Source organism: Providencia sp. (genome assembly GCF_040396775.1).
In the GTDB taxonomy this organism is placed as follows: domain Bacteria; phylum Pseudomonadota; class Gammaproteobacteria; order Enterobacterales; family Enterobacteriaceae; genus Providencia.
On sequence record NZ_JBEBNT010000010.1, the window covers coordinates 63,000 to 87,429 of the forward strand.

Consider the following 24,430-nt stretch of genomic DNA (forward strand, 5'->3'; position numbering starts at 1 on the left):
TAAATTTTATGTATCAAAATGCTTTCTGAATAGTAGACATAAAATGGAATATTGTCTCGTTTGGTTTTTTGCTAAAAATGAGCAGGCAAGTAAGGCATATTAGAGTAACAAGTATTCAATATGCCTTAACTTACTGGTTTAAATAGCAATTCTTGTGTCGATGACACGCTCTGCCTTACCTTGTGAACGTGGAATATCGCCGCAATTTACAATACTGACCCGCGTGCTAATCCCTACCATTGATTTGATACGATGTTTTAAGTGATGGCAGATATTACAGCGTTCATCATAAGTGAGTTGCTCTGGGCTTTTGAGCTCGACACGTACTGATAGGTTATCCATATTGCCTTGGCGACCGATTTCAAGTTGGTAGTGCGGGGATAGCTCTTTGAACTGCATAATCTGTTCTTCAATCTGAGAAGGGAACACATTCACACCGCGAATAATCATCATGTCATCAGAGCGACCTGTGATTTTACCAATTCGGCGCATGTTGCGATTCACGCCATTCATTAAGTGAGTTAAATCCCGTGTGCGGTAGCGAATTACTGGCATAGCCTCTTTTGTCAGGGTAGTGAACACTAACTCACCGTGCTCGCCATCCCCTAATGTTTTGAGGGTTTCGGGGGAAATAATCTCAGGGTAAAAATGGTCTTCCCAGATGGTTGGGCCGCTAGCCCCTGAGTCAGCACACTCCATGGCGACACCTGGGCCCATGACCTCAGATAACCCATAGATATCTAATGCTTTGATGCCTAAGCGTGTTTCGATTTCGGTACGTAGGGATTCCGTCCAAGGTTCAGCACCGAATACGCCTAATCTAAGTGAGCACTTACTAGCGTCTCCGCCCATGATTCTTTCAAGTTCATCGATAATACTTAAGCAATATGATGGCGTCACCATAATCACATCAGGTTTAAAATCAGCAATCAATTGCGCTTGTTTTTCAGTTTGCCCACCTGACATTGGAATAACGGCGGCGCCAAGGCGCTCTGCGCCGTAATGTGCCCCTAAGCCGCCAGTAAACAAGCCATAGCCATAAGCCACATGGACCTTATCACCGCGAACGGTTCCTGCTGAACGCAAACTACGTGCAATTAAATCAGCCCAATTGTCGATATCACGTTGCGTGTAACCAACAACCGTTGGGCGCCCAGTCGTTCCCGAAGAGGCATGGATACGAATGATCTGGTCCATTGGCACGGCAAACGTACTGAAGGGGTAGTTTTCGCGTAAATCTTGCTTGGTGGTATAGGGGAATTTTTCGATATCGCTTAATTGTTTAAAGTCATCAGGGTGCACGCCTGCATCATCAAATTTTTTCCGGTACATTGGCACGTTTTCATAGGCGTGAGTGAGTGTCCACTTCATTCGAGAATACTGTAATGACTCGATTTCATCTCGTGAGGCAAATTCAATTGGGTCGATGCTATCTTGTATCATGCTCATAATTGCCAGTCCTCATAATTATTATGGTAACCAGTTTTCGTCGATAACGTTGCTGGTTTTCGCCTGAGCAGGTGTAGGGTTTCAGGCGGTTATTATTGATATGAATACGTTGTTCAGACTCGTTCGATAATCATGGCGATGCCTTGGCCTACGCCAATACACATGGTGCATAAGGCATAGCGGCCTTGTTTGCGATGAAGTTCATTGATTGCGGCGATGGCAAGCCTTGCTCCGCTCATGCCTAAAGGGTGACCTAAGGAAATCGCTCCGCCGTTGGGGTTTACGTGTGGCGCGTCATCGGGTAAGCCTAACCCCCTCAATACGGCGAGGGCTTGTGCGGCAAACGCTTCGTTGAGTTCAATGACATCCATTTGGTCGATAGTTAATCCTGCCATTTTTAAGACTTTTTGTGAGGCAGGTAGCGGGCCAATCCCCATTAGCCGTGGTTCAACGCCACAAGTGGCGGTAGCAACAATGCGAGCCCGAGGGGTTAAGCCTTGCTGTTTCGCGATTTGCTCGGATGCAATAATTAACGCAGCAGCGCCATCATTCACACCAGATGCATTACCCGCAGTTACCGTGCCATTTTCACGAAACGGCGTTTTCAGCTTTTGTAGTTGCTCAAAGGTGGTTTCTGCACGAGGGTGTTCATCTTCGGTGACCCGTATTTCGCCTTTGCGTTGTTTAATGGTGACGGGAACAATTTCTTGCGCAAAAATACCATTAATTTTAGCAATTTCAGTGCGTTGTTGGCTACGCAGCGCAAATGCATCTTGGTCTTCACGGCTGATTTGGTAGGTTTCTGCCACATTTTCTGCCGTTTCTGGCATTGAGTCAGTACCACATTGTTGTTCCATTAATGGGTTGATAAACCGCCAACCGATTGTGGTATCAAAAACTTGTGCTTGGCGTGAAAAAGCAGATTCCTGTTTTCCCATTACAAAAGGCGCGCGGCTCATCGACTCGACGCCGCCTGCAATCATTAACCCAGATTCACCTGCTTTAATACTTCGTGCGGCAAGTGCGATAGCATCCAACCCTGAGCCACATAAGCGGTTGATGGTCGTGCCTGAAACGGAAATGGGTAAACCAGACAATAAACCCGCCATGCGGGCGACATTGCGATTGTCTTCACCCGCTTGGTTTGCGCAACCTAAAATAATATCATCGGTCAGTGACCAATCTAACTGTGGGTGCCTTGCCATCAAGGCTTTTAATGGCAAAGTTGCAAGGTCATCAGGGCGCAGGGAAGAAAGTGCACCGCCATAACGGCCTATTGGCGTACGAACACCATCACAAATATAAGCATCAATCATGGTGATTTTCCTCTAAATGGTGCCCTAAGCGATGAGAGCGACCTTGGAATAAGGCGAGTATTTTTCCGTTTTGGTTAATTATCTCGACTTCGTATAGCCCATTGCGCTTACCTTGGTGCTTCATTGTTGCGGTCGCTGTCAGTAAGTCCCCTTCAAAGCCTGGGCGGACAAAATCAATTGAGCACATCGACGCAACAGCAGCATACCCTTGGCTATTGCAGGCGTAAGCAAATGCGGTGTCGGCGAGACTAAACAATTGCCCGCCATGGCAGGTTTTATGACCATTAAGCATCTTTGCTGTGATGGGCATTTTTAATTGCGCAAAGCCATCTTCGACTTTTTCAATCGACATACCCATTGCTTTTGCGCATGCATCATCACGATACATAATGTGAGCGGATTGCTGAGCAGTGGTGATATTCGGTACTGAGATCATAGCAACTCCTTGAAAGATAAAGACTGATAACCCGCAGCTAATTGCTTAAGTAATGGATTGGGCCGATAACGGTTATCCCCATAAAACTGTGCGAGTTGCTCGAGTACCGATAACACGCGTGACCAACCCAGTTGAGCCCCCCAAGCCAATGGGCCTTTGGGGTAGTTCACGCCAAATCGCATGGCATTGTCGGTATCTGGCACGGTCGCCACCCCTTTATTCACCACATCGAGTGCTTCATTGCATAACATCGCAACGGTTCTCATTGTTAAGAGAGCTGGGTAGTCAGGTAGCACAATCACGTTTTTTCCAAGTGACTGGAAAAAGGCAACCGCGTGCTGGTTTTGTTGCGCACTGTTTTGTGCTGCGAAGGTTAATGTGATGGCTGTTGCGGCAAGGTAATTTGCTGATAAATCAAAGAGAACTACCGCTTGATTAGTTTGTTGCGCATAATATGACGCCAGTTCACCATTTGTTAGCATAATAATAACGTCATTAACAATGAGGGTGGGGGATTGATTTGATTGTTGTGCTAATCCTTCGAGTGAGATCCCACTTTCAGATAAAAGCTGCGCAAACTCAGGAAATATCTGCCAATTGCCACGAATTTCTACATCTTGAGGGTGGCTAAGGTGCACTTTTGCTGCAAATGACGCGGTAGAGTGTGGTTTATCATCATAGTGATAGAAACCTTGTTTTGATTTACGGCCAAAATGCCCCGCTTGTACTAATTCCAATTGCATTAATGAGGTCTGAAAGCGAGGGTCATAACCGAATGCCTGAAATACAGATTCCGTCACGGCATAATTAACATCATGACCAATTAAATCAGTGAGTTGTAATGGCCCCATCGCGAAGCCACCGGCATCGCGCAGTGCGCTGTCTAGCGTGGCAGGGGTGCCAACTTTCTCTTCAAGGGCGCGTAAGGTCTCTGCATAAAAAGGCCTCGCAACACGGTTAACAATAAAACCGGGTGTTGAGCGGCAAATTACAGGTACTTTCCCCCATGAGAGAGTTAATGCTTTCAATTGTTCAATCACTTCAGGCGATGTTTCTAAGCCACGGATGACCTCAACTAATTTCATCACTGGGGCGGGGTTAAAAAAGTGCAATCCAGCAAGCCGTTCAGGGTATTTCAATTGGCAACCAATCGCCGTAATCGACAATGAAGAGGTGTTACTGGCAAATATCGTTGATTCGTGGCAAATATCTTCAAGTTCACCGAAAATAGCTTGTTTTATTGCGAGTTTTTCCGCAATAGCTTCAATAACAAGCTGAGCGCTCGAAAACTCAGATAAGCTTTTAACAACATGAATGTTGGCTATGAGCGCTTCTGCGGTTTTCGACTCAGCTTTCCCTTGTTCGACTCGTTTACGCAAACGTTGCGCCATGGTGTTTAGTGAACGGTTTAATACATCTTGGTTCACATCAAACAGTAAAACGGTGAGGCCCGCAGTGGCGGCCACTTGTGCAATACCAATACCCATGGTGCCAGCGCCGATAACGGCGACTGTCTTGATGGCATAATTCAAAGGGAGTGTCATGGTTATCGCCCCTTAAACTGTGGTTCGCGTTTGTTTAAAAAAGCATTTACCCCTTCGCGATAGTCTTCGCTACGTCCCCCTAAACGCTGCAAATCACGTTCAAGGTCTAGCTGTTCGTCTAGGGTGTTGGTCGCTGCGCAGTAAATGGCTTTTTTGATCAGACCAAGGCCGTAGGTGGGTTGTATCGCAAGGCGTTGAGCAAGTTGCAAAACGGTATCGGTGAGCGCTTCATTTTCAGTGACCTGCCAAATCATTCCCCATTGCAGTGCTTGCTCTGCACTGATTTTGTCCCCCAATAATGCCATACCCATGGCTCTGGCGTGGCCAGCGAGTTGGGGTAAAAACCAGCTCCCGCCTGAGTCAGGAACCAGACCTAAGCGGCAAAATGATTGAATAAAACTCGCGCTTTTGGCAGCGATCACGATATCCCCAGCCAATGCGATAGCCGCGCCTGCCCCTGCGGCGACACCATTGACGGCACAAATAATCGGTTTTGGTAAGGCGGTGAGGCGGCGGATCAACGGGTTATAGTAGGTTTCCACAGAAAAGCCTAGATCAGGCGCTTCGCTATCCACGCTGACATTACGATCGTTGAGATCTTGCCCTGCACAAAAGCCGCGGCCTGCACCCGTGATCACTAAGCAACGTACGGAGTCGTCACGTTCTGCAATTTTGACGGCATCACTTAGCTGGCGGTGCATTTCATCGTTAAAGCTATTGAGCCTATCAGGGCGGTTTAAGGTGATGGTGAGAACGCCATTCTCCAGTACGGTGAGGATCATCGCTTCGTTTGTCATGGTTATTGTCCTGTAAACTGAGGTGGGCGTTTTTCGAAGAAGGCATCGATCCCTTCTTGGCGATCTTGCGTACCTGCTAAGGCCACAAAATATTGGCGCTCTAGCTGTAACCCCTCAGTAAGGTGACTATCTTGGGCGTGAACTAAGGCTGCCTTTGCTGCGCGTACGGCTAAAGGTGCGTGGGTTGCAATACGTTGTGCAAGCTGTTGGGCACGTTCGACCACGAGGTCATCGACGCAAATTTCGCTGATTAAACCCGCTTGGAGTGCATGTTTGGCATTAATCGGTTCCCCTGTCAGCACCATTTGCATCGCTAAAGATTTGCCCACAGTGCGGATTAAACGCTGTGTACCACCCGCTCCAGGCATTAAACCTAGGGTAATTTCGGGTAACCCAAAACGGGAGGATCCCCCTGCAATCACCATGTCACAGGCGAGGAGCAGTTCGAAACCCGCTCCAAGTGCATATCCATTGGCGGCAGCAATAATAGGTTTTGATATCATGGATAAACGGCGCCACATTTGAGGGCGTTTATCCATCATCGCATTGGCGATAGTTTGTTGTTGCAGCTCTTTAAGGTCGGCGCCTGCTGCAAAGAATCGTGGGTTGCCTGCGATCACTATCGCCCCAATTTCTGCGTTGTTATCAGCCGCTTCAAGGTGCTTTACCAGTAGTTCAAGGCACGGTGTGCTGAGCGCGTTGCGCACGTCGGGGCGGTTCAACGTTAGTGTGAGAACGTGCTGGTTTTGTTGAGATAAAATCCACGGATTTTCCATTACGCCTCCTATACGTCAAAGTCTAAAACAACGCCATCGCCCTTCGGCCATGCTTGGCAGCTTAAGATGTACCCATCGGCGATTTGGTCTGGTTCGAGGCTGTAATTGACGCCCATTTCCACTTCCCCTGAGCGCAATTTGCATTTACAAGTTGCGCACACGCCCCCTTTACATGCGTATGGCAGGTCGGCACCTTGTCGCAATGCTGCATCCAAAATGCTGTCATCTTGGCTGTCCATACTGATATCTAAGGTGCGCCCATCGAGGTGAATACTGACTTGGCGTGTTTCATTAGACTTCGCTGAAGTCGGTTTAAATTTTGCCCCTGATGTGTTGAAGCGCTCAGTGTGAACGAATTCTTTTGGCATGCCGTAATTGACAAGGGTGTCATGCACTTCATCCATCATGCTTTCAGGGCCACAGATAAACGCACGGTCAAATTGTTTGAAATTTAACAATGTATTGCCTAACGCAGAAAGTTGTTTCTGGCTAATGCGGCCGCTAAGAAGTTCGCTATCTTGAGGTTCTTGGCTAAAGAGATAAAGCACTTGAAAACGCGCAGCAAAGCGGTTTTTTAAGTCCGCAATGCTCTCTTTAAACATTACTGAGCGGCTATTACGGTTACCATAAATCAACACAAAATGGCTTTTAGGCTCGGTTTGCAATGTGGCTTTAATGATGGAAAGCAAAGGGGTGATCCCAGAGCCTGCTGCAACGGCGAGGTAGTGCGCATGGGTATGTGTTTCAGGCTGGTAACCAAACTGCCCCTGCGGGATCATCACATCAAGGCTATCGCCGACATTCAGTTGTTGGTTGATAAAATTGGAAAATCGGCCTTCATAAATAGCTTTTACACCAATTTTTAGTGTCTCTTCGTCGGGGGAGCTGCAAATGGAGTAGCAGCGGCGCAAATTTTCACCATTAATGGCGGCTTTTAAGGTGAGGTGTTGCCCTGGGCGATAGCGATATTGTTCGCGCAAGGCGTCAGGAACATTGAACGTCACTGCAACCGCATCGGGGGTGTCGCGCTCAATAGCTGCAATGCTTAAACGATGAAATACAGTCATATGAATGCCCCTAAATACATTTAAAGTAATCAAACGGCTCTAAGCATTCGGCGCATTTATACAATGCTTTGCATGCGGTTGAACCAAATTCACTAATTTTTTCAGTCTGTTCGCTATCACAGCGTGGGCAGCGAATCGCCCCTTTGTGTTCTGGGTGCTCGCAAGCGGTGCCTTGTGGCGGTGCGATACCAAACTCGCGTAAGCGCTTTTTGGCATCTTGATTCATCCAGTCGGTTGTCCATGCGGGGGTTAGCACCACCTCGATATCAATTTGTTCAAAGCCTGCGTCACCCAAAACCGTTTTAATTTCATTGATTAAAAACTCGGTGGCTGGGCAACCTGAATACGTGGGTGTAAAAATAACTTTCCACCCGTGATGGCTTGGAAGCACATTGCGGATCATGCCAAGATCAGTAATAGAGAGTGCAGGCAGCTCAGGATCGGGAATTTGATGCAGCTGTTGCCAGATCTGATGAACTTGGGGTGATTGAAGCTCGTTTAGTTGCAGTCTCTGTTCCACTGCATCACCACTGGCTATTTGGGTAAGCGCGTTGCATAAATTGCAATTGCGTTAAGAGCAGGCCGAGATGTTCAGTATGGCTGCCTTGCTTGCCCCCTAAACGGTAAGCGTTTTTCTCAGGTACGCTAAGTGTGGCGTTATCAAAGGTTTCCGTGATGGTGGCTAACCATGTGTCTTTCAAAGAACGTGGGTCAACGGCAAGACCCGCTTCACTGAGGGCAATTTCAATGTTATCTGCGTGAAAAAGCTCACCGGTAAAGCGCCATAATTCATTAATGGAACGTTGGATCCGTCGGTGGCTTTCTTCGGTGCCATCCCCTAAACGGATCATCCAATTACGGCTAAAACGGAGGTGGTAAATAGCCTCTTTGAGGGATTTTTCTGCGATAGCCGAAATTTGTTCATCGCAACTATGAATCAAGGCTTCATATAATGGGACGTGATAAGCATCCATAAAGAACTGGCGCACTAATGTGTCGTCAAAACCATTATTTGGCTGCTCAACGAGTAACAAATTGCTGAATTGACGTTCGTCACGCAAAAAGGCCAGTTTATCTTCATCACAGTCAGCGCCTTTTAACTGGGCAGCGTAGCTTAAAAAATTGCGAGCTTGCCCCAGTAAATCAAGGCCAATATTGGATAGCGCAAGGTCGATTTCAATTTCAGGTGCATGTCCACACCACTCACACAAGCGCTGAGCCAGAATTAAGGGTGAGTCACCGAGTCGTAATGTGTAATGATGGAGCTGTTCTTGTTGGTTCATGGACAACTCCTTACATGTTCTTAATGCCATCAGGGATGGTATAAAACGTCGGGTGGCGGTAAACCTTGGTGTCCGCGGGGTCAAAGAATGTACTTTTATCTTCTGGCTGCGATGCAATTAAATGCGCCGCTTTGACGACCCAAATGGAGCACCCTTCGCTGCGTCGAGTATAGGCATCACGGGCATTTTCCAGCGCCATTTGGTCATCTGCGGCATGCAAACTTCCCACATGACGATGGGCTAAGCCTTGTTTACTGCGAACAAAAACTTCATATAAAGGCCAATCTTGGTTACTCATGGTATTTTCCTTTTTTGGGCATCAGTCAGTCATTTAAGCAGCGGATTTCACGGTTTTTTGCTTGCGGCTATGTGCCATTGCGCCTGCACGTACCCATGCACCGTCTTCCCAACCTTTGCGCTTTGCACCAAGGCGCTCATGGTTACAAATGCCGTTACCTTTAATCACTTGGTAAAATTCTGCCCAGTCAATTTCCCCAAAGCGGTAGTGACCCAGCTCGTCGTTCCAAATCAAATCGGGGTCAGGGATGGTCATACCGAGTGCTTCAACTTGTGGCACCGTGTTATCGACAAACTTTTGGCGCAGCTCGTCATTACTGAAACGTTTGATTTTCCACGCCATACTTTGAGCACTGTGCGGGGAATCAGAATCATTTGGACCAAACATGGTCAGAACAGGCCACCAGAAGCGGTTTATCGCATCTTGTAGCATTGCCTTTTGTTCATCAGTGCCTTGTGCCAGTGCCATAGCCGCTTCGTAGCCTTGGCGCTGGTGGAAGCTCTCTTCCTTACAAATTTTCACCATGGCACGTGCATAAGGGCCATATGAAGCGCGGCACAGCGCCACTTGGTTCACAATTGCGGCGCCATCTACTAGCCAGCCAACTACCCCGATATCTGCCCAACTTAAGGTGGGGTAATTAAAAATGGAGGAATATTTCATTTTTTCATCAAGCAGCTTTTGGTAGATATCTTGGCGAGTGCAGCCAAGGGTTTCTGCGGCGCTATAGAGGTAAAGGCCGTGGCCTGCTTCATCTTGAATTTTGGCCAGTAATATCGCTTTGCGACGCAGTGTGGGTGCCCGCGTTAGCCAGTTGGCTTCTGGAAGCATTCCTACGACTTCAGAGTGAGCATGTTGGCCTATTTGGCGGATAAGATTCTGTCGGTATGCATCGGGCATCCAATCCTTGGGTTCGATGGAAATATCTGCTTCGATTTTGGCTTCGAAGCTAGCCTGATTGATATCGTTCATTGATTTTTCCATTAAGTGATTCGTAAATTTTAATTTAATTTAAAATGTCGAATCATGTTTATTTAACATTAATGCTAGGAATACTTAACAAAAATATCAATATTCATTAACTTGGTTTTGCGATGAGCTTCACAAGGTTTTAAACTAAGCTTAATTAAATCAAGGTGATAAAAATACCTTTTTTTATGTGGATTTAATGGATAGACAGGTTTATAACGCATTTGTTCTTAATTTGTTAAATTTAAATTAGCATCTATGATTGTTTTTATGATACATATTTAATTATCAATTTTGTTTATTGCCTTTGTTTCTGGAGACGGATATGCAGCATTTAACAAGTTACATTATGGGGAAGTGGGTACAGGGTAAGGGTAAGGAGCGGACGATTTACCATGCACTTACTAACCAAGCTTTATATGCAGTGACAACAGAAGGGCTCCCGTTATCCGAGAGCTTGGCCTATGGGCGGAATGTGGGGGGCAAAACGTTGTCTGAGATGACATTTCAGCAGCGGGGCCAGATGTTAAAAGCGGTTGCCAAGTATTTGTTGGAACATAAAGCCGAGCTCTATGCGATTTCTGCGCAAACTGGGGCAACAAAAGCAGATAGCTGGGTGGATATTGAAGGGGGGATCGGGACGTTGTTCGCCTATTCAGGGTTAGCAAGTAGAGAGCTTCCCGATGACACTATTTGGCCTGAAGGCGATATGATTCCCTTGTCTAAACAGGGGCAATTTATTGGCCACCATATTTTGACATCCCGCCGTGGCGTGGCTTTGCATATTAACGCTTTTAACTTTCCGTGCTGGGGAATGTTAGAAAAGCTAGCTCCTACATGGTTAGCGGGTATGCCAGCCATCATCAAACCCGCAACGGCATCAGCCCAAGTTACCCAAGCAATGGTGAAATTGATGACCGATAGCGGCCTTGTCCCTGAAGGGGCTATTCAGCTAGTTTGTGGCGGTGTTGGGGATATGTTTGATTACCTTGATTTTGAGGATGTGGTAACGTTCACAGGATCTGCCTCAACAGGGCAAAAGCTTAAATCGCACCCCCGAATTATTGAGAAATCAGTGCCTTTTACTATGGAGGCCGACTCGCTGAACTGTGCAATTTTAGGTAATGACGTCCAACCAGGACAGCCTGAATTTGCCTTGTTTATTAAAGAAATTACTCGCGAAATGACCGCGAAAGCGGGGCAGAAATGTACGGCAATCCGCCGTATTATCGTGCCGAAAAATCAACTAGAAAATGTTAAACAAGCACTACTCAAACGCTTATCAGGTACCACAATGGGTGACCCTGCGGTTGATGGGGTTCGTATGGGGGCGTTAATTAATTTAGAGCAACGGCAAGATGTGCAAGCTAAAGTGGATTATCTGCGTAGCAATGGTTGTGAGGTGCTCTGCGGTGGGCAGTTCGAACAATTAGATGTCATTGGTGCGGATAGCCAAAACGGAGCTTTTTACCCACCTACCTTATTATATTGCGCGGAACCCTTTAAATCTTTAGCTGTTCATGAAACTGAGGCTTTTGGCCCCGTTTCCACACTGATGAGTTACGAAAACCTTGAGCAAGCGGTGCAGCTCGCCATTTTAGGGGGCGGTAGCCTTGCAGGCACATTAGTGACAGCGGATGCGCAAGTGGCTCAATCTGTGATCCGTGCGAGTGCGCGAGCACATGGACGCATGTTGGTGCTAAACGAAGCATCAGCAACAGAGTCCACAGGGCATGGTTCGCCATTACCTCTTTTAGTACATGGTGGGCCAGGGCGTGCAGGCGGTGGGGAGGAGCTTGGTGGGTTGAGAGCGGTGAAGCATTATATGCAGCGCACAGCCATTCAGGGGAGCCCATCAATGTTAACCGCCATTAACCAGCAATGGCTCCGTGGTGCAGATACCGTTGCCGATGTTGTTCATCCTTTTAGAAAATATTTCGAAGATTTAGTGATTGGCGATACCTTGCTCACCGCAAGGCGCACTGTGACAGAAGCAGATATTGCAAATTTCGCTTGCCTGAGTGGTGATAATTTCTATGTTCACGTGGATAAAATCGGCGCGGCGCAATCCTTATTTGGTGAGCGCATCGCACACGGTTATTTTGTGGTTTCAGCGGCGGCAGGCTTATTTGTTGATGCAGGCGTTGGCCCTGTTATCGCGAATTATGGGATGGAAAACTTGCGTTTTATTGAGCCTGTCAAAATCGGTGATACCATTCAAGTTCGCCTAACGTGCAAGAAAAAAATTAAAAAAACCCAAAAAATCGCAGAAGATAAACCGAATGGTGTCGTTGAATGGGATGTGCAAGTCTTTAACCAAGATGATACAGCTGTAGCGCTTTATAGCATTTTGACGCTGGTGGAACGTCGTCAAGGGGACTTCCATTAATCAATAATTGCTATAAATTTGTGGTGAACAAATAGGTGCTTTTTCAATCATTTTCTGTTGTGATGGGGAAATGACCAACAGAATGTAAGGAAACAGAGATGAAAACGCACCATCAAGCGGTTTATCAACAATTTGATGAGCAAGCCAACGCCTATTTAACCAGTGCAGTCCATGCCCAAGGTGAGGACTTACTCGCCTTGCAGCAGCGGCTACAGGGTTGTCAGGATGAAAGCATCCTTGATCTCGGTTGTGGTGCAGGGCATGCGAGTTTTTGTGCGGCGCCACAGGTGAAATCGGTCACTGCATATGATTTGTCTGACTCGATGCTGAGTGTTGTGGCGAAGAGTGCGCAGGAGCGCCAGTTAACCAATATAACGACTTGCAAAGGCACGGCAGAGCAATTACCGTTTGCGGACAATCATTTTGATTGGGTGATTAGCCGCTATTCTGCGCACCATTGGCATGATGTTGAAAAAGCGCTGCGTGAGGTTCACCGTGTGCTGAAAGTCGGTGGAAAAGGTATTTTTATCGATGTCGTCTCGCCAGGCCATCCATTATTGGATATTTACCTGCAAACCGTTGAAGTACTAAGGGATACGTCGCATATTTGTGATTATTCCGCAGGGGAATGGTCTGGGATGTTTAATAATGCAGGGCTATTTGTTAGTGCAGTGCAAAGCTTTCGCTTACCCCTTGAGTTTACCAGTTGGGTCGAGCGGATGCGAACGCCACAACCATTGGTTGAGGCTATTCGTCAATTCCAAAATACACTGAGCGATGAAGCAAAACAGCATTTTGCAGTACAAGCAGACGGTTCATTTACCTCTGATGTAATGCTGTTTGAATTTCATCGCCAATAAGCCCTTATTTTGCAATAAACTGCGCTTGGTTGAGTTGGCTGAGCGCGGTATTCACTGCAAAAATTTCACCCCTGACATCAGGCACACCAAAGGCTTTTAAACGCGCGCTATGTTTGGCTAAGTAAGCTTTTGCCTCTTGTTCGGAAGCAAACAGGTAAACACCGCCCGCCATTTGGGTTTGTTGGTTTTCAGTCCAAATTTTCCAGATAAAACCGGGTTCTTGGTTGATTGACTCAGCCAAATCATTCATTGCCGCAGTCATTTCTTCGCCCCATGGGCCTTGGTATGGGAAGTCTACCTGTAAAATTACGCTCATCGATTGCATCTCCTTATCATTAGGCCTGCATAATACCCCTTAACACAAATAATAACTTTGCTATTTATCGTATTTAAGACTATTGCGTTTACCTGCTTCAAACGCTTCTAGCGTGTTTAAACGCGCTTGTTTGTGGTCGACAATAGGCTTCGGGTAATCAATGGCTATATTGTTTTCTTCTGCCCATTCGTGTGGGGTATGGATGTGTTTATCAGGGACATCACTTAATTCAGGGAGCCAATGGCGGATAAACGTGCCTTGTGCATCAAACTTTTTCCCTTGTGTGGTGGGGTTGAAAATGCGAAACCAAGGGGAGGCATCCACACCTGTAGAGGCTGACCATTGCCAACCGCCGTTATTGGCCGCTAAACTTCCATCAATGAGTTGGGTCATAAAGTATTTTTCCCCTTTTCGCCAATCGATGAGTAAATCCTTCACTAAGAAGCTTGCCACAATCATCCGTAACCGATTATGCATCCAGCCAGTGTTATTCAGCTGCCGCATGGCCGCATCAACAATTGGGTAACCCGTTTTCCCGCTTTTCCATGCTTCAAAATCGGTAGGTGAATCATTCCAATGAATATATTGCGTCCATTGAATAAACGGCTGGTGGCGGCACAAGTGAGGAAAGGCCACTAAAAGGTGAGTATAAAATTCACGCCAAATTAATTCATTTAACCAAGTGAAAGCGCCGCTATCAGGGTAGTCAAGAACCTGTAGATTTTCAGCTTGTAAGCGATTGAAGCACTGGCGAGGTGATAGCGCCCCAATGGCGAGATACGGCGATAACTGGCTGGTACCATCAATGGCGGGAAAATCCCTATCGTGTTGGTAATCTGCAACTTTTTTAGCACAGAACTGCCTGAGCTGCTTTAAAGCGGCTTGTTCGCCCGCAGGAAAAGATTGCCCGATTTCTTGATGCTCATGAGGAAATAGCGATAGATTTTTTTCAATATTTAATGGCTTTGAACGTTTGTCAGGGGCGCGTAATGAACGGCAGCCAGTGACGGTGAGTTGAGTGAGAAAAGCACGGCGGAACGGGGTATAAACTTGGTACATTTCGCCTTTTTGGTTAGTGACTGCGCCTGGAGGGAGTAACAACGCATCATCAAAAGCGTGGATATGCATTGGTGGTGCGTGTTCTATCAGCCATTCATCGCGTTTTTTTTCATTCCATTCATACTGCCGATTGAAAAACAGGGCATCGGCCTGCTGTTCTTTGGCGTAATCCAGTACCCATGTAGCAGCATCGGCAAAATGTGCGGCGGTATGGCAAATAAGTGGAATGCCTAGCTGGGCAAGGGAGCGTTGTAATTCGACGAGGTTTTGGTGAATAAAAGCGATTTGCCGCGCAGAAACATCATGTTGTTGCCATTGCTCTGGTGTTGCGGTGTAGAGGGCAATAACATTGGCCTGCGGGTCAGCGCAGGCCGAGGAAAGCGCTTTATTATCGGTAACGCGTAAATCATGACGAAACCAAATAAGATGACAAACCTGCTTCGCTGCCATCGCTTTCCTCCTCGCGTTGTGATGTTAATCCAATTTAGGGTGCTGATTAATTAACGACTGGCGTTTTTTCTCAAGTTCAGCAATTTGTTGCTCAATATCTTCGACTTTTTGCTCAATATTGTCAAAGTGCTCACTTAAGATTTCCTTCGCTTCTGCTTTATCCGATGCCGCTGGCGTCGCACCACGTAATGGCTTGTTTGCTGTTTCTGGCATACGAATACCCGTGTATAAACCAATCAATGCAATCACCATCAAGTAATAGGCTGGCATATATAAATCCGTGGTGGATTCAACTAACCATGCTGCAACAGTTGGTGTCGCACCTGCAATTAATACCGAAATATTAAAGGCGATGGCTAAGGCACTATAACGAATATGTGTTGGAAAAATCGCGGGTAAAATTGATGCCATGACCCCAGTAAAACAGTTCAGCAATACCGCTAGGATCAGTAACCCAACAAAAATTAACCCAACTGAGCCGCTGTTAATTAGCATAAAAGCAGGGTAAGCCAAGAATACTAAACCAACACTACCAATGATGACAAACGGACGACGGCCAATTTTGTCACTGGTTAAGCCAATTACAGGCTGAACAAACAGCATCCCAATCATAATGGCGATAATAATTAGCACACCATGGTCAGTTGAATAATTCAGGTTATGTGATAAATAACTTGGCATGTAAGTCAGCAGCATGTAATACGTGACGTTAGTTGCAATGACTAAGCCAACACAAATTAATAAGCTTTTCCAATATTTAGATACCACTTCGCGCACAGAAACTTTTGGCGGATTTTGAATATTGGCTTTATCTTGTTTTTCCAGTGATTCAATGTGCTGTTGGAAAGCGGGTGTTTCTTCAAGGGAATGACGTAGATATAACCCAATGATCCCTAAAGGTAAGGCTAAGAAGAATGGAATTCTCCAACCCCAATCATGGAAGTTCGCCTCCCCAACAATACTGGAAATCAGGACAACCACGCCAGCACCCAGCACGAAGCCCGCAATAGAACCGAAGTCTAACCAGCTCCCCATAAAACCACGTTTACGGTCGGGGGAATACTCGGCAACAAAGATTGCAGCTCCTGAATATTCACCGCCCACAGAGAAGCCTTGCGCTAATTTGGCAACCAATAACAAAATGGGTGCCCAGATACCAATGCTTTCATAAGATGGGATGAGACCAATACAGAAGGTACTTATCGCCATAATAATAATGGTCATCGACAACACTTTTTGTCGGCCATATTTATCGCCTAAGATACCAAATACCACCCCCCCTAATGGCCTAACTAAGAAGGGAACGGAGAATGTTGCTAGTGCAGCAATCATCTGAACGCTCGGTGATGCGTCCGGAAAGAAAACCTGACCTAAGACGTAGGCTAAAAAGCCGTATACACCAAAGTCAAACCATTCCATCGCATTACCCAGTGAAGCAGCAGTAATTGCTTTTTTTAATTTACCATCATCAATGATTGTAATGTCATTAATATTTAAGGGTTTTTCTTTTTTCTTTTTGAACTTCATAAAACCATCCTCTTATTTGAATTTCAATAACCAGATCAATCGCATTTAAGGTGTGGATTTTCATACTTTAATAACGTAAAAATCTTATTATTTAGAATAGACGCTGTATGAGTATTTGATAAGTATTAAGTATTTATAGTGACGCTAAATAAAGGGGCGATACAGCGGGAATAGAGGGCAAAATAGGAAATATTCTTTTGTAAGTAAAGCAAAATAACCACCTGAAAATAACCAAACAGGTCACCTATGATACATTAAAATCTTGAAAATGTAAAATTGATGGCTTTTCATTCTGAGTTAACTGATTCTTTAGCGTTTTATTTTAGATTGTTAGATTTATACCAACCCGTTATTTATGTCGATAATATACGAGGCTCATAACTCTTTGGTGTAACTATAAAATCATTAATAATCATCTGGTTAGATTTTATTTTTTCTGAGTTCTTCTATGCTAAATATTCTGTGAGTATAGGAGATAATGATATGAATACTTCAGTGAAAGTATCTGCGATTAATGTTTATCACCCATCAAAAGTTAGGGGGAATGATTATTTCATTGGGAAATATCCAGAAATAAAAAATACAGAGAGAATGTTAGCGTCATTTGGTCGTAATAAACGTTATATTGCGGAGTCGATAAATGAAAATGTCTTAACCATGTCAATTAAGGCTGCTAAACCTATTATTCAAGATGAGAATATTGATATTATTCTTTTTGCATCTACAACGCTTGAGTGTATTTCGCCAATTCATGCTATTCGTTTACATAAAGAATTAAACATTAAGCATAGTTGTGTATGCATTGATATGAACAGTAACTGTTTAGGAATGATAACGATATTTGAGCAAGCATTCATGATGTTAAAATCTAAAGCTGCTTATCGTAAGGCATTAATTATTTCAGCTGATCTTTTTTCTCGTTTTACGAATCCAAATGATTTAATGCCTGAAGCCTTAATGGGAGATGCGGCTGTTGCTATGGTTTTAGAGAAAGTTGAAGATAATTCAGGTGCTGGGTTAATTGATAGCATTTATTTTACAGATAGTCAGTTTGTGGACACCATTGTTTTCCCTCGTCATGGCGTTTCTCACTGTACAAATATGCAGACAGAAAAGCTTTATTGGAATAACTTTACGGGTATTCAAAGTTTAGGCTTTGCTATCGAAGGTATTAAATATCAACTTGAAAAACATCACCTTAAATTACAAGATATTCGCTGTTTTTTCTTTTCTCAACTATCAAAAGTGAATATTGAAAAGATAAAAAAAGGATTGAATATTTCTTGGAGTAATATTGAGTATATTGGCGATGAGTATGGTTATACGGGGGGAAATAGCCCATTTGTTGCCTATGCACACCGTTTAAAAAAAGGGCTACTTCATGATGGTGATTTTATTATTTTCTGGTCATTAGGTGCAGGTTATCAAACTAGTGTTTTATTGTGGAAAGTATAATGTAGCCGTTCGGAAACTGATTAGATAATTATATCAGTCATTTTGCGATATTCTTATTTTGGTCATTTATATAGAAAATAAACTCTTGATTTATTCCGTTATTATCATCTTCTTTTGATAATAACGGAGGATTGTGTCGTTCTGTTTTATAATGGGTTTGATAAGTAGGAATGGATAATTGACTTGGTTACAATCAAATAAATGATTGTAAATAAGTTTGATAATCAGAGAATGCGATAAGATTGAAAATAAATTTTATTGGGTTTCTAAAAGGGTACGTGTGGTATTTTAGCAAACAATAATATTGCATGTATGACCTCCGACTGAGAAGAGTGCCATTATGAAAAAACAGAGTGTTGCATCCTATATTGCAAAAGTGCTTGATAATGCAGGTGTTAAACGTATTTGGGGCGTTACTGGGGATTCATTGAATGGCTTAACCGACAGTTTGCGCCGCCAAGGGGCAATTGAATGGTTAGGCACTCGTCATGAGGAAGTTGCTGCATTTGCTGCGGGCTCAGAGGCCCAGCTTACAGGGCAGTTAGCCGTTTGTGCAGGCTCTTGTGGGCCAGGAAATATGCATCTTATCAATGGATTATATGACTGCCATCGCAACCGAGTTCCGGTATTGGCGATTGCGGCGCATATCCCGTCAAGCGAAATTGGCAGTAATTATTTCCAAGAAACACATCCAACAGAGTTATTTCGTGAATGTAGCCATTATTGCGAAATGGTATCGAATCCAGAGCAAATTCAACAAGTGCTTGGCATTGCAATGCGCAAAGCAATCTTGAACAAAGGGGTATCTGTTGTTGTCATTCCGGGGGATATTGCATTAAAAGAGGCACCTGAGACCGCTAAAGACACATGGTATCAACCACAAGCGCCATTGATCATGCCACAGCGTTCAGAAATCGAACAATTAGCACAAGTGCTGAATGAATCTAAAAATGTTACATTATTCTGTGGTAATGGCTGTGCAGGCGCACATGATGAAGTGATCAAGCTGGCAGAAACGTTAAAAGCGCCCGTTGTTCACGCACTGCGAGGTAAAGAACATATTGAATGGGATAACCCTTACACTGTAGGGATGACAGGTTTAATCGGCTTTTCATCGGGTTACCACGCAATGATGAATGCTGACACTGTTGTGTTACTTGGAACACAGTTCCCATATCGCCCTTTCTACCCAAATGATGCAAAAATTATTCAAATTGATATCAATGCAGGGAGCTTAGGTTCTCACTGCCATATCGATATGGGGTTGATTGGTGATATTAAAGCAACTCTGGATGCTTTGCAGCCGCATCTACAAACTAAACAAGATAATAAGCACCTTGAGGGCGCGTTGAAACACTACGAGGAAGCGCGTAAAGGGTTAGACGACCTAGCAAAGCCGGGTCATGAAGGATTAATCCATCCGCAGTACTTAGCAACTAAAATTAGTGAGCTGGCTGATGATGATGCAATTTTCACTTGTGATGTAGGTACGCCAACGGTGTGGGCCGCACGTTATTTGAAAATGAATGGTAAACGTCGTTTAATCGGTTCATTTAATCACGGCTCTATGGCAAATGCGATGCCACAAGCCATTGGTGCTCAAGCGGTCGATAAAAAACGCCAAGTGGTTGCCATGTGTGGTGATGGTGGGTTCAGCATGTTAATGGGGGATTTTATTTCTCTCTCTCAAATGCAACTACCGGTTAAAATTATCATCCATAACAATGGGGTACTGGGCTTTGTGGCGATGGAAATGAAAGTCGCAGGTTTCTTAACTGCCGGGACCGATTTGCAGAACCCGAACTTTGCAGCGATTGCGAATGCAGCGGGTATTAAAGGCATTCGAGTTGAAAAAAGCGAAGATCTCGACGGCGCACTTAAAGAGGCCTTTGCCCACGATGGCCCTGTGGTGGTGGATGTTTTAACCGCAAAACAAGAGCTTTCAATGCCGCCAGAAATTGCCGCGCAAGAAGCAAAAGGCTTTAGCTTGTACATGTTGAAAGCCATTATGAGTGGGCGCGGTGATGAAGTCGTTCAATTGGTGAAAACTAACTGGCTGCGCTAATTCGAGCTGTTAGTTAGACTAGGAGCCCAATCAATTGATTGGGCTTTTCTTCTTTATAGACGGCTACTTAATAACCTGCGGCTGATTGACTACGCCATAAGTGGGCGGCAACGAGTGCTCGCCATGGTGAAAATTGCATCAACCATTTTTCTGTTTCTTTCGCTGTCGGCTGCTCTTGGCTGGCTAATAATGTTTGCAAGTTACGTCTTACAGCCACATCACCATGTAAAGAGCCATCGAGATAATTAAAGCCACGTAAGAGCGCATAACTAACCGTCCAAGGGCCAATCCCTTTAATTTTCAGCAGTTGCTCTGTCACCGCATCGGCATTGTCATGGGTCACTTGCATTGATAAATCAATCTGTTGGGTTTTAATCGCTTCACAAAGCGCTCTAAGAGCAACAATTTTCCCTAGCGAAAAACCCGTTTGTCGGAGTGTATCATCACTGACTAAATCCACTTGTTGGATGTCAGGAAAGCACCAAATCCCCGATGAGTGCTGTATGCCCACAGCTTGTATAAACCGCCGACGGATAGCGATAGCAGCATGAACACTAATTTGTTGCCCAATAATTGCCCAAACTAAGGCTTCGAAAGCGTTAGAGGATTGGTAAATCCTTAGTCCCTTTTGCTTTTCAATAAGTTGGCCAAGCACTGGGTCTGTTAGGTAGAGCGTTTCAAATTCATTAACGGGTTGATGTAAGCCCAATAAGTGTTTCCCAAGGGTGCTGATTTCTGTTTCAGTTGGGGAAATATTGGAAGAATCAATATCCAAAGAAACGGTCGCTTGTTGGTTTTCAATCGCTAGCTGAATTTTGGCTGGGTGGTTTTGCCAAATTAGGCCTTTTTGCAAACAATTATCGACAACAATCTCCGCCACATTTTGTTGGTCTCTTAAATGAAAGGCAAAAAAATCATCAGAGCGATAAGGTTGTGGGAGCGGTAAATTAACAGTAAATGTTTGCATTATGATGACCTTATAAGATTTTTCTTTAATCCCAATATATTGTGTATTCACGCATTAGGTAACTCATATTTTCGTGAACAAGTATGTTATCTTAATGAGATTGATTATTTCGTAAATGACATGGCGTTTATATTTAATAAGGAAGTGAAATGAAAACTGAAGATTGCAGTTCATCTCATAACCCTCCAATCCCTTCTAAGTCTGTACCTGAATTAACAGGGATTGGTGGTTGGCTAATTTTACCCATGTTGGGAATTGTGCTATCCATTATTATTCTTCCATTTGCAATTTACGGGCAAAATATTCAGGTTATTGAGTATTGGGATGAGCTAACTAACCCTCAATCCGAGACATTTATTCCCTTGTTTAAAGAGCTTATTTATTTTGAGCTTTTAGGGAACGCGATTTTATACGCTTTACTGCTTTTCTTGTGTTATGTCTTTTTTACGAAGAAAAAACTCACGATTAAAATTTACATTTTCTTCCAGCTATTTGCTTTAGTGTTGACTGTTTCAGATATTATACTGGCAGGCACATTATTAGATTTAGAGGTTGAAGCATCAGATATTCGCGACATTCTTCGTGCTTTAATTGGCTGCGCAATTTGGATCCCGTATTTTTTGGTTTCTAAGCGTGTAAAAAATACTTTTGTGAATTAAATACCGTCATAGAGGTGACATGATGATTTATTGCAAAAGAGTGTATGACACAACAACTGAAAATGATGGCTACCGTGTCTTGGTCGATAGGCTCTGGCCCAGAGGGATTAAAAAAACTGATTTACAGTGTGATGAGTGGAACAAAGAGGTCGCTCCCTCTAACGAACTACGTAAGTGGTTCCATCAACATACCGATCAATTCGAGCAATTTGTGCAGCAATATCACGAAGAATTGAATAGTACACAGGCGTGGAAAACGTTAGTTGAGCAGGCGGAGAAAGGCAACTTGACGCTATTGTATAGCGCAAAAAACACAGAACATAACCAAGCGATTGTACTCAAAGAATACATTGAAGCAAAAATACAGGATAAAAAGGTTCGTTAAATGGAGAATTCTCAATCCACTGTTCAATTAGAACAGGTAGCCGCTCAAGTCGTCCCACAACCTGCGCCGAAAAAAACACTTGAAGGGCTAGGGGGTTGGTTGATTTGGCCAGTCATTGGGCTGTTTTATATGTTGTATAAAATGGCCATGATGCTAATGCAGGAAGTCTCCCAAGTGAAAACAGTATGGCCGCTCGCTACGCAGGTTGATTCCGACTTTTATGTGTCAGGGTTTTCAACGGCTTATTACCTGTTACAAACGGGTTATGGGGTAATCATTGCATTACTATTGTGGAATTTTATCGCGGCAGTTAAATGGAAAAAAAGTGCTAAGTGGTTGTTTATCATAACCATGTTGTTATACACCTTGATGGTGTTTGTTTCTCGCTTTGTCTTTCCTTATGCATTCGGCATGGAAATCAATTACTCAAATGTTATCACTGCAATTAATGGTAGTTTCTATTGTGTGTTATGGATACCGTACCTTTTAGTCTCTAACCGCGTCAAAAACACGTTTATTCACTAAAAATGAGCCGCCTTTCTTGAAGGTGGCTCATAATTCTATTCACTAGAAAGATTTAATGTGTGGGTAATATTGCAGCGCTCAATAAAGACGTCATCATGGGAAACCAGTAGCAATGTACCTTGGTAATTATTCAATAAATCCTCCAGTAATTCCTTCGATTCTAAATCCAGATGGTTATCTGGCTCGTCGAGTAACAAAATCGCTGGTGGGTTCGGGCTATGGGTCAGTGCTAATAGTGTGGCTTTGAGCTGTTCGCCGCCACTTAGTTGTTGTAGTGGTAATAAGGATTTATCACCCCGAATCCGCAACATTCCCAGTTGTGTTCGCCACTGCTCAACAGTAAATGAGGGTTGATATTGATGTAGCGCCTCGCCAACAGGTTGCGTTTTATCGAGCAAATTTAAGTGCTGATCTAAATAACAAAAACGACCACTTAAACGAGATTCACCTGATTGAGCGTGGAGATGCCCTGCAAGTATCTTAAGTAAAGTGGATTTGCCACAACCATTATCACCTTGAATATGCCAATGTTCCCCACTGTATATGGTGAATGACAGCGGTGATAAATGGCCATAGGGTAAGCAAAGATCTGAAGCGAAAACAGTCACTTTTTTCCCCTCGCTCTGGTAGTCAATGACCATTTTTTGCTGCTTGGTATGGTGTATTTTTTCTTGGTTTTCTTGTTGTTGGCCTTGCAAGTTATCCATCACTCGTTGATGACGTTCAGCAACATTAGACTGCCTTTTTTCCGCACGGTTTTTCTGCATATCGAGTAGCAACAAGGATTGAGAACCACCATAACGGATTTTTTCTCCCTGCTTTTTCCGCTGAGCGGCCTTTTGTAACGTGGCTTGTTGCTGCTTTTTCTCTTGGTTAATACGCTTTTCTAAACGCTCAGCTTGAGCATCAATCGAGGCAATTTCGAAATTCTTCTGGGTGTCATATAACCCATAGTTCCCTCCGTATTCTTGCAAGCCTTTCTCGGTGAGTTCAAAAATTGTGTCCATTTCATTTAACAGTGCTCGGTTATGAGAGATAACAAGGCTACCAGCTCGGTGCTCAGTCAGTTTTTGGCTTAGCCACTGACGGCTAGTTGCATCCAAATGGTTATCTGGTTCATCAAGCAGTAAGAAGCTATCTTGCTGTAAAAAGGCACGGCATAGGGCAAGGCGTGTACGTTCGCCACCGCTAAGATGGGTGATAGGGGTGTCCATCGAAATGGGTAACCGAGCGGAATCCAATAAACTTTGCCATTGAGATGGTAAATGCCATTTGTCGTCTACTTGCTCAAAATCGCGCTGTGAGCCATTACCTGATTCAATGCGAGAAAAAGCATGATACAGCTCCGTAATACCTAAAGCATCAATCAGCGTTTCGCCGGTTAAGCGGGTGAGCTGATTAATATGGATAAAAGGCATATTCCAATGCACATTTCCCTGTGTAGGTGATAGAACTTGAGCGAGCAGCTTCATGAGCACCGATTTACCTCGCCCATTATGGCCAATTAAGGCATTTTTTTGGCAAGATAACGTCCCGCTTACAGGGGGGAACAGGGCGGTTTGGTTAAATTCGATATTTAGTTGTGAAAAGTGACACGCTATTGTCATAGGCACCTCCAAAAATAAAGGGTGCAGACAACGTCGTTGACTTATCAAGAAGCGTCGATGAATAGCGTTGCCTGCCAGGAACAGAAAAATGAATACCAAAGTGGTATTGGAAAATATTTTCTGGCAGTGCTTAATTCATCGTAGGGAGTACCTGCTAAGTTAAGTGATGGAATAAAAGACGTGCATATTATAGGCAAAGAAAATCAATTTAAGCAACCTATAGGCTTTGAA

Annotated in this window: 22 protein-coding genes and 1 pseudogene; 7 read left to right on the forward strand and 16 right to left on the reverse strand. The window is 44.3% G+C overall.

All coding sequences use genetic code 11. From position 1 onward, the window contains the following. Positions 1-138: 138 nt before the first annotated feature. The 11 genes from paaK to paaA form a co-directional block, all read right to left on the reverse strand. Positions 139-1,449, reverse strand: a complete 1,311-nt coding sequence (gene paaK / locus ABWP91_RS12110; RefSeq protein ID WP_353243497.1) for a phenylacetate--CoA ligase PaaK — start codon at positions 1,447-1,449, stop codon at positions 139-141. A 113-nt stretch (positions 1,450-1,562) separates the two neighbouring features. Continuing rightward, complete coding sequence (gene pcaF, locus ABWP91_RS12115; protein WP_353243498.1) at positions 1,563-2,765, reverse strand: 3-oxoadipyl-CoA thiolase; 1,203 nt, start codon at positions 2,763-2,765, stop codon at positions 1,563-1,565. Next, positions 2,758-3,201 carry a hydroxyphenylacetyl-CoA thioesterase PaaI gene (gene paaI / locus ABWP91_RS12120; RefSeq protein ID WP_353243499.1) on the reverse strand — a complete coding sequence of 148 codons (444 nt, stop codon included), beginning with the start codon at positions 3,199-3,201 and terminating at the stop codon, positions 2,758-2,760. Before paaI ends, pcaF begins: the two co-directional genes overlap by 8 nt. After that, complete coding sequence (locus ABWP91_RS12125) at positions 3,198-4,745, reverse strand: 3-hydroxyacyl-CoA dehydrogenase (protein WP_353243500.1); 1,548 nt, start codon at positions 4,743-4,745, stop codon at positions 3,198-3,200. The genes paaI and ABWP91_RS12125 overlap by 4 nt, the downstream gene beginning before the upstream one ends. 2 nt (positions 4,746-4,747) lie before the next feature. Further along, positions 4,748-5,542 carry a 2-(1,2-epoxy-1,2-dihydrophenyl)acetyl-CoA isomerase PaaG gene (paaG, locus tag ABWP91_RS12130; protein ID WP_353243501.1) on the reverse strand — a complete coding sequence of 265 codons (795 nt, stop codon included), beginning with the start codon at positions 5,540-5,542 and terminating at the stop codon, positions 4,748-4,750. 2 nt (positions 5,543-5,544) lie between these two features. Beyond that, positions 5,545-6,318: a 2,3-dehydroadipyl-CoA hydratase PaaF gene (gene paaF, locus ABWP91_RS12135; RefSeq protein WP_353243502.1), complete on the reverse strand. Its 774-nt coding sequence runs from the start codon at positions 6,316-6,318 to the stop codon at positions 5,545-5,547. Positions 6,319-6,326: 8 nt separating this feature from the next. Further along, positions 6,327-7,385, reverse strand: coding sequence for a 1,2-phenylacetyl-CoA epoxidase subunit PaaE (gene paaE / locus ABWP91_RS12140; RefSeq protein ID WP_353243503.1), 1,059 nt, complete (start codon positions 7,383-7,385; stop codon positions 6,327-6,329). A 10-nt stretch (positions 7,386-7,395) separates the two neighbouring features. After that, complete coding sequence (gene paaD, locus ABWP91_RS12145; protein ID WP_353243504.1) at positions 7,396-7,905, reverse strand: 1,2-phenylacetyl-CoA epoxidase subunit PaaD; 510 nt, start codon at positions 7,903-7,905, stop codon at positions 7,396-7,398. 4 nt (positions 7,906-7,909) lie between these two features. Further along, positions 7,910-8,668 (reverse strand): 1,2-phenylacetyl-CoA epoxidase subunit PaaC, encoded by a 759-nt coding sequence (gene paaC, locus ABWP91_RS12150; RefSeq protein WP_353243505.1) that lies wholly within the window; start codon positions 8,666-8,668, stop codon positions 7,910-7,912. Positions 8,669-8,678: 10 nt separating this feature from the next. Next, positions 8,679-8,966 (reverse strand): 1,2-phenylacetyl-CoA epoxidase subunit PaaB, encoded by a 288-nt coding sequence (gene paaB / locus ABWP91_RS12155; RefSeq protein ID WP_004262911.1) that lies wholly within the window; start codon positions 8,964-8,966, stop codon positions 8,679-8,681. A 33-nt stretch (positions 8,967-8,999) separates the two neighbouring features. Beyond that, positions 9,000-9,938: a 1,2-phenylacetyl-CoA epoxidase subunit PaaA gene (gene paaA / locus ABWP91_RS12160; protein WP_353243506.1), complete on the reverse strand. Its 939-nt coding sequence runs from the start codon at positions 9,936-9,938 to the stop codon at positions 9,000-9,002. A 322-nt stretch (positions 9,939-10,260) separates the two neighbouring features. On the opposite strand from paaA, the gene paaZ reads away from it, so the two are divergent. Beyond that, positions 10,261-12,324, forward strand: a complete 2,064-nt coding sequence (gene paaZ / locus ABWP91_RS12165) for a phenylacetic acid degradation bifunctional protein PaaZ (RefSeq protein WP_353243507.1) — start codon at positions 10,261-10,263, stop codon at positions 12,322-12,324. 92 nt (positions 12,325-12,416) lie between these two features. After that, positions 12,417-13,184, forward strand: a pseudogene (locus ABWP91_RS12170) (class I SAM-dependent methyltransferase); the annotation flags it as partial. A 4-nt stretch (positions 13,185-13,188) separates the two neighbouring features. Here ABWP91_RS12170 and ABWP91_RS12175 read toward each other — a convergent pair. From ABWP91_RS12175 to proP, 3 genes are read right to left on the reverse strand one after another with little or no spacing between them, the layout of a single operon-like run. Continuing rightward, on the reverse strand, positions 13,189-13,500 hold the full coding sequence (locus tag ABWP91_RS12175; protein WP_353243508.1) for a monooxygenase: 312 nt from the start codon (positions 13,498-13,500) through the stop codon (positions 13,189-13,191). Positions 13,501-13,560: 60 nt separating this feature from the next. Next, positions 13,561-15,009 (reverse strand): deoxyribodipyrimidine photo-lyase, encoded by a 1,449-nt coding sequence (gene phrB / locus ABWP91_RS12180; protein WP_353243509.1) that lies wholly within the window; start codon positions 15,007-15,009, stop codon positions 13,561-13,563. A gap of 24 nt (positions 15,010-15,033) precedes the next feature. Further along, on the reverse strand, positions 15,034-16,536 hold the full coding sequence (gene proP, locus ABWP91_RS12185; RefSeq protein WP_353243510.1) for a glycine betaine/L-proline transporter ProP: 1,503 nt from the start codon (positions 16,534-16,536) through the stop codon (positions 15,034-15,036). A gap of 483 nt (positions 16,537-17,019) precedes the next feature. Here proP and ABWP91_RS12190 point away from each other — a divergent pair, with 483 nt between their 5' ends. Beyond that, positions 17,020-17,991: a 3-oxoacyl-[acyl-carrier-protein] synthase III C-terminal domain-containing protein gene (locus ABWP91_RS12190; RefSeq protein ID WP_353243511.1), complete on the forward strand. Its 972-nt coding sequence runs from the start codon at positions 17,020-17,022 to the stop codon at positions 17,989-17,991. A 340-nt stretch (positions 17,992-18,331) separates the two neighbouring features. Then, positions 18,332-20,056 (forward strand): ubiquinone-dependent pyruvate dehydrogenase, encoded by a 1,725-nt coding sequence (poxB, locus tag ABWP91_RS12195; protein WP_353243512.1) that lies wholly within the window; start codon positions 18,332-18,334, stop codon positions 20,054-20,056. 67 nt (positions 20,057-20,123) lie between these two features. Here the strand turns inward: poxB and ABWP91_RS12200 are convergent, their stop codons facing one another. Beyond that, a complete protein-coding gene (locus tag ABWP91_RS12200; protein ID WP_353243513.1) occupies positions 20,124-21,023 on the reverse strand; it encodes a DNA-3-methyladenine glycosylase family protein in 900 nt (299 codons plus the stop codon). Between the two features lie 149 nt (positions 21,024-21,172). On the opposite strand from ABWP91_RS12200, the gene ABWP91_RS12205 reads away from it, so the two are divergent. From ABWP91_RS12205 to ABWP91_RS12215, 3 genes are read left to right on the forward strand one after another with little or no spacing between them, the layout of a single operon-like run. Then, positions 21,173-21,682, forward strand: a complete 510-nt coding sequence (locus ABWP91_RS12205) for a DUF2569 domain-containing protein (protein ID WP_353243514.1) — start codon at positions 21,173-21,175, stop codon at positions 21,680-21,682. Between the two features lie 22 nt (positions 21,683-21,704). Continuing rightward, entirely contained in the window at positions 21,705-22,067 is a 363-nt protein-coding gene (locus ABWP91_RS12210) for a DUF488 domain-containing protein (protein WP_353243544.1), read from the forward strand. After that, positions 22,068-22,592, forward strand: coding sequence for a DUF2569 family protein (locus ABWP91_RS12215; RefSeq protein WP_353243515.1), 525 nt, complete (start codon positions 22,068-22,070; stop codon positions 22,590-22,592). Positions 22,593-22,627: 35 nt separating this feature from the next. Here the strand turns inward: ABWP91_RS12215 and ABWP91_RS12220 are convergent, their stop codons facing one another. Continuing rightward, positions 22,628-24,199 carry an ATP-binding cassette domain-containing protein gene (locus ABWP91_RS12220; RefSeq protein ID WP_353243516.1) on the reverse strand — a complete coding sequence of 524 codons (1,572 nt, stop codon included), beginning with the start codon at positions 24,197-24,199 and terminating at the stop codon, positions 22,628-22,630. Positions 24,200-24,430 lie beyond the last annotated feature (231 nt).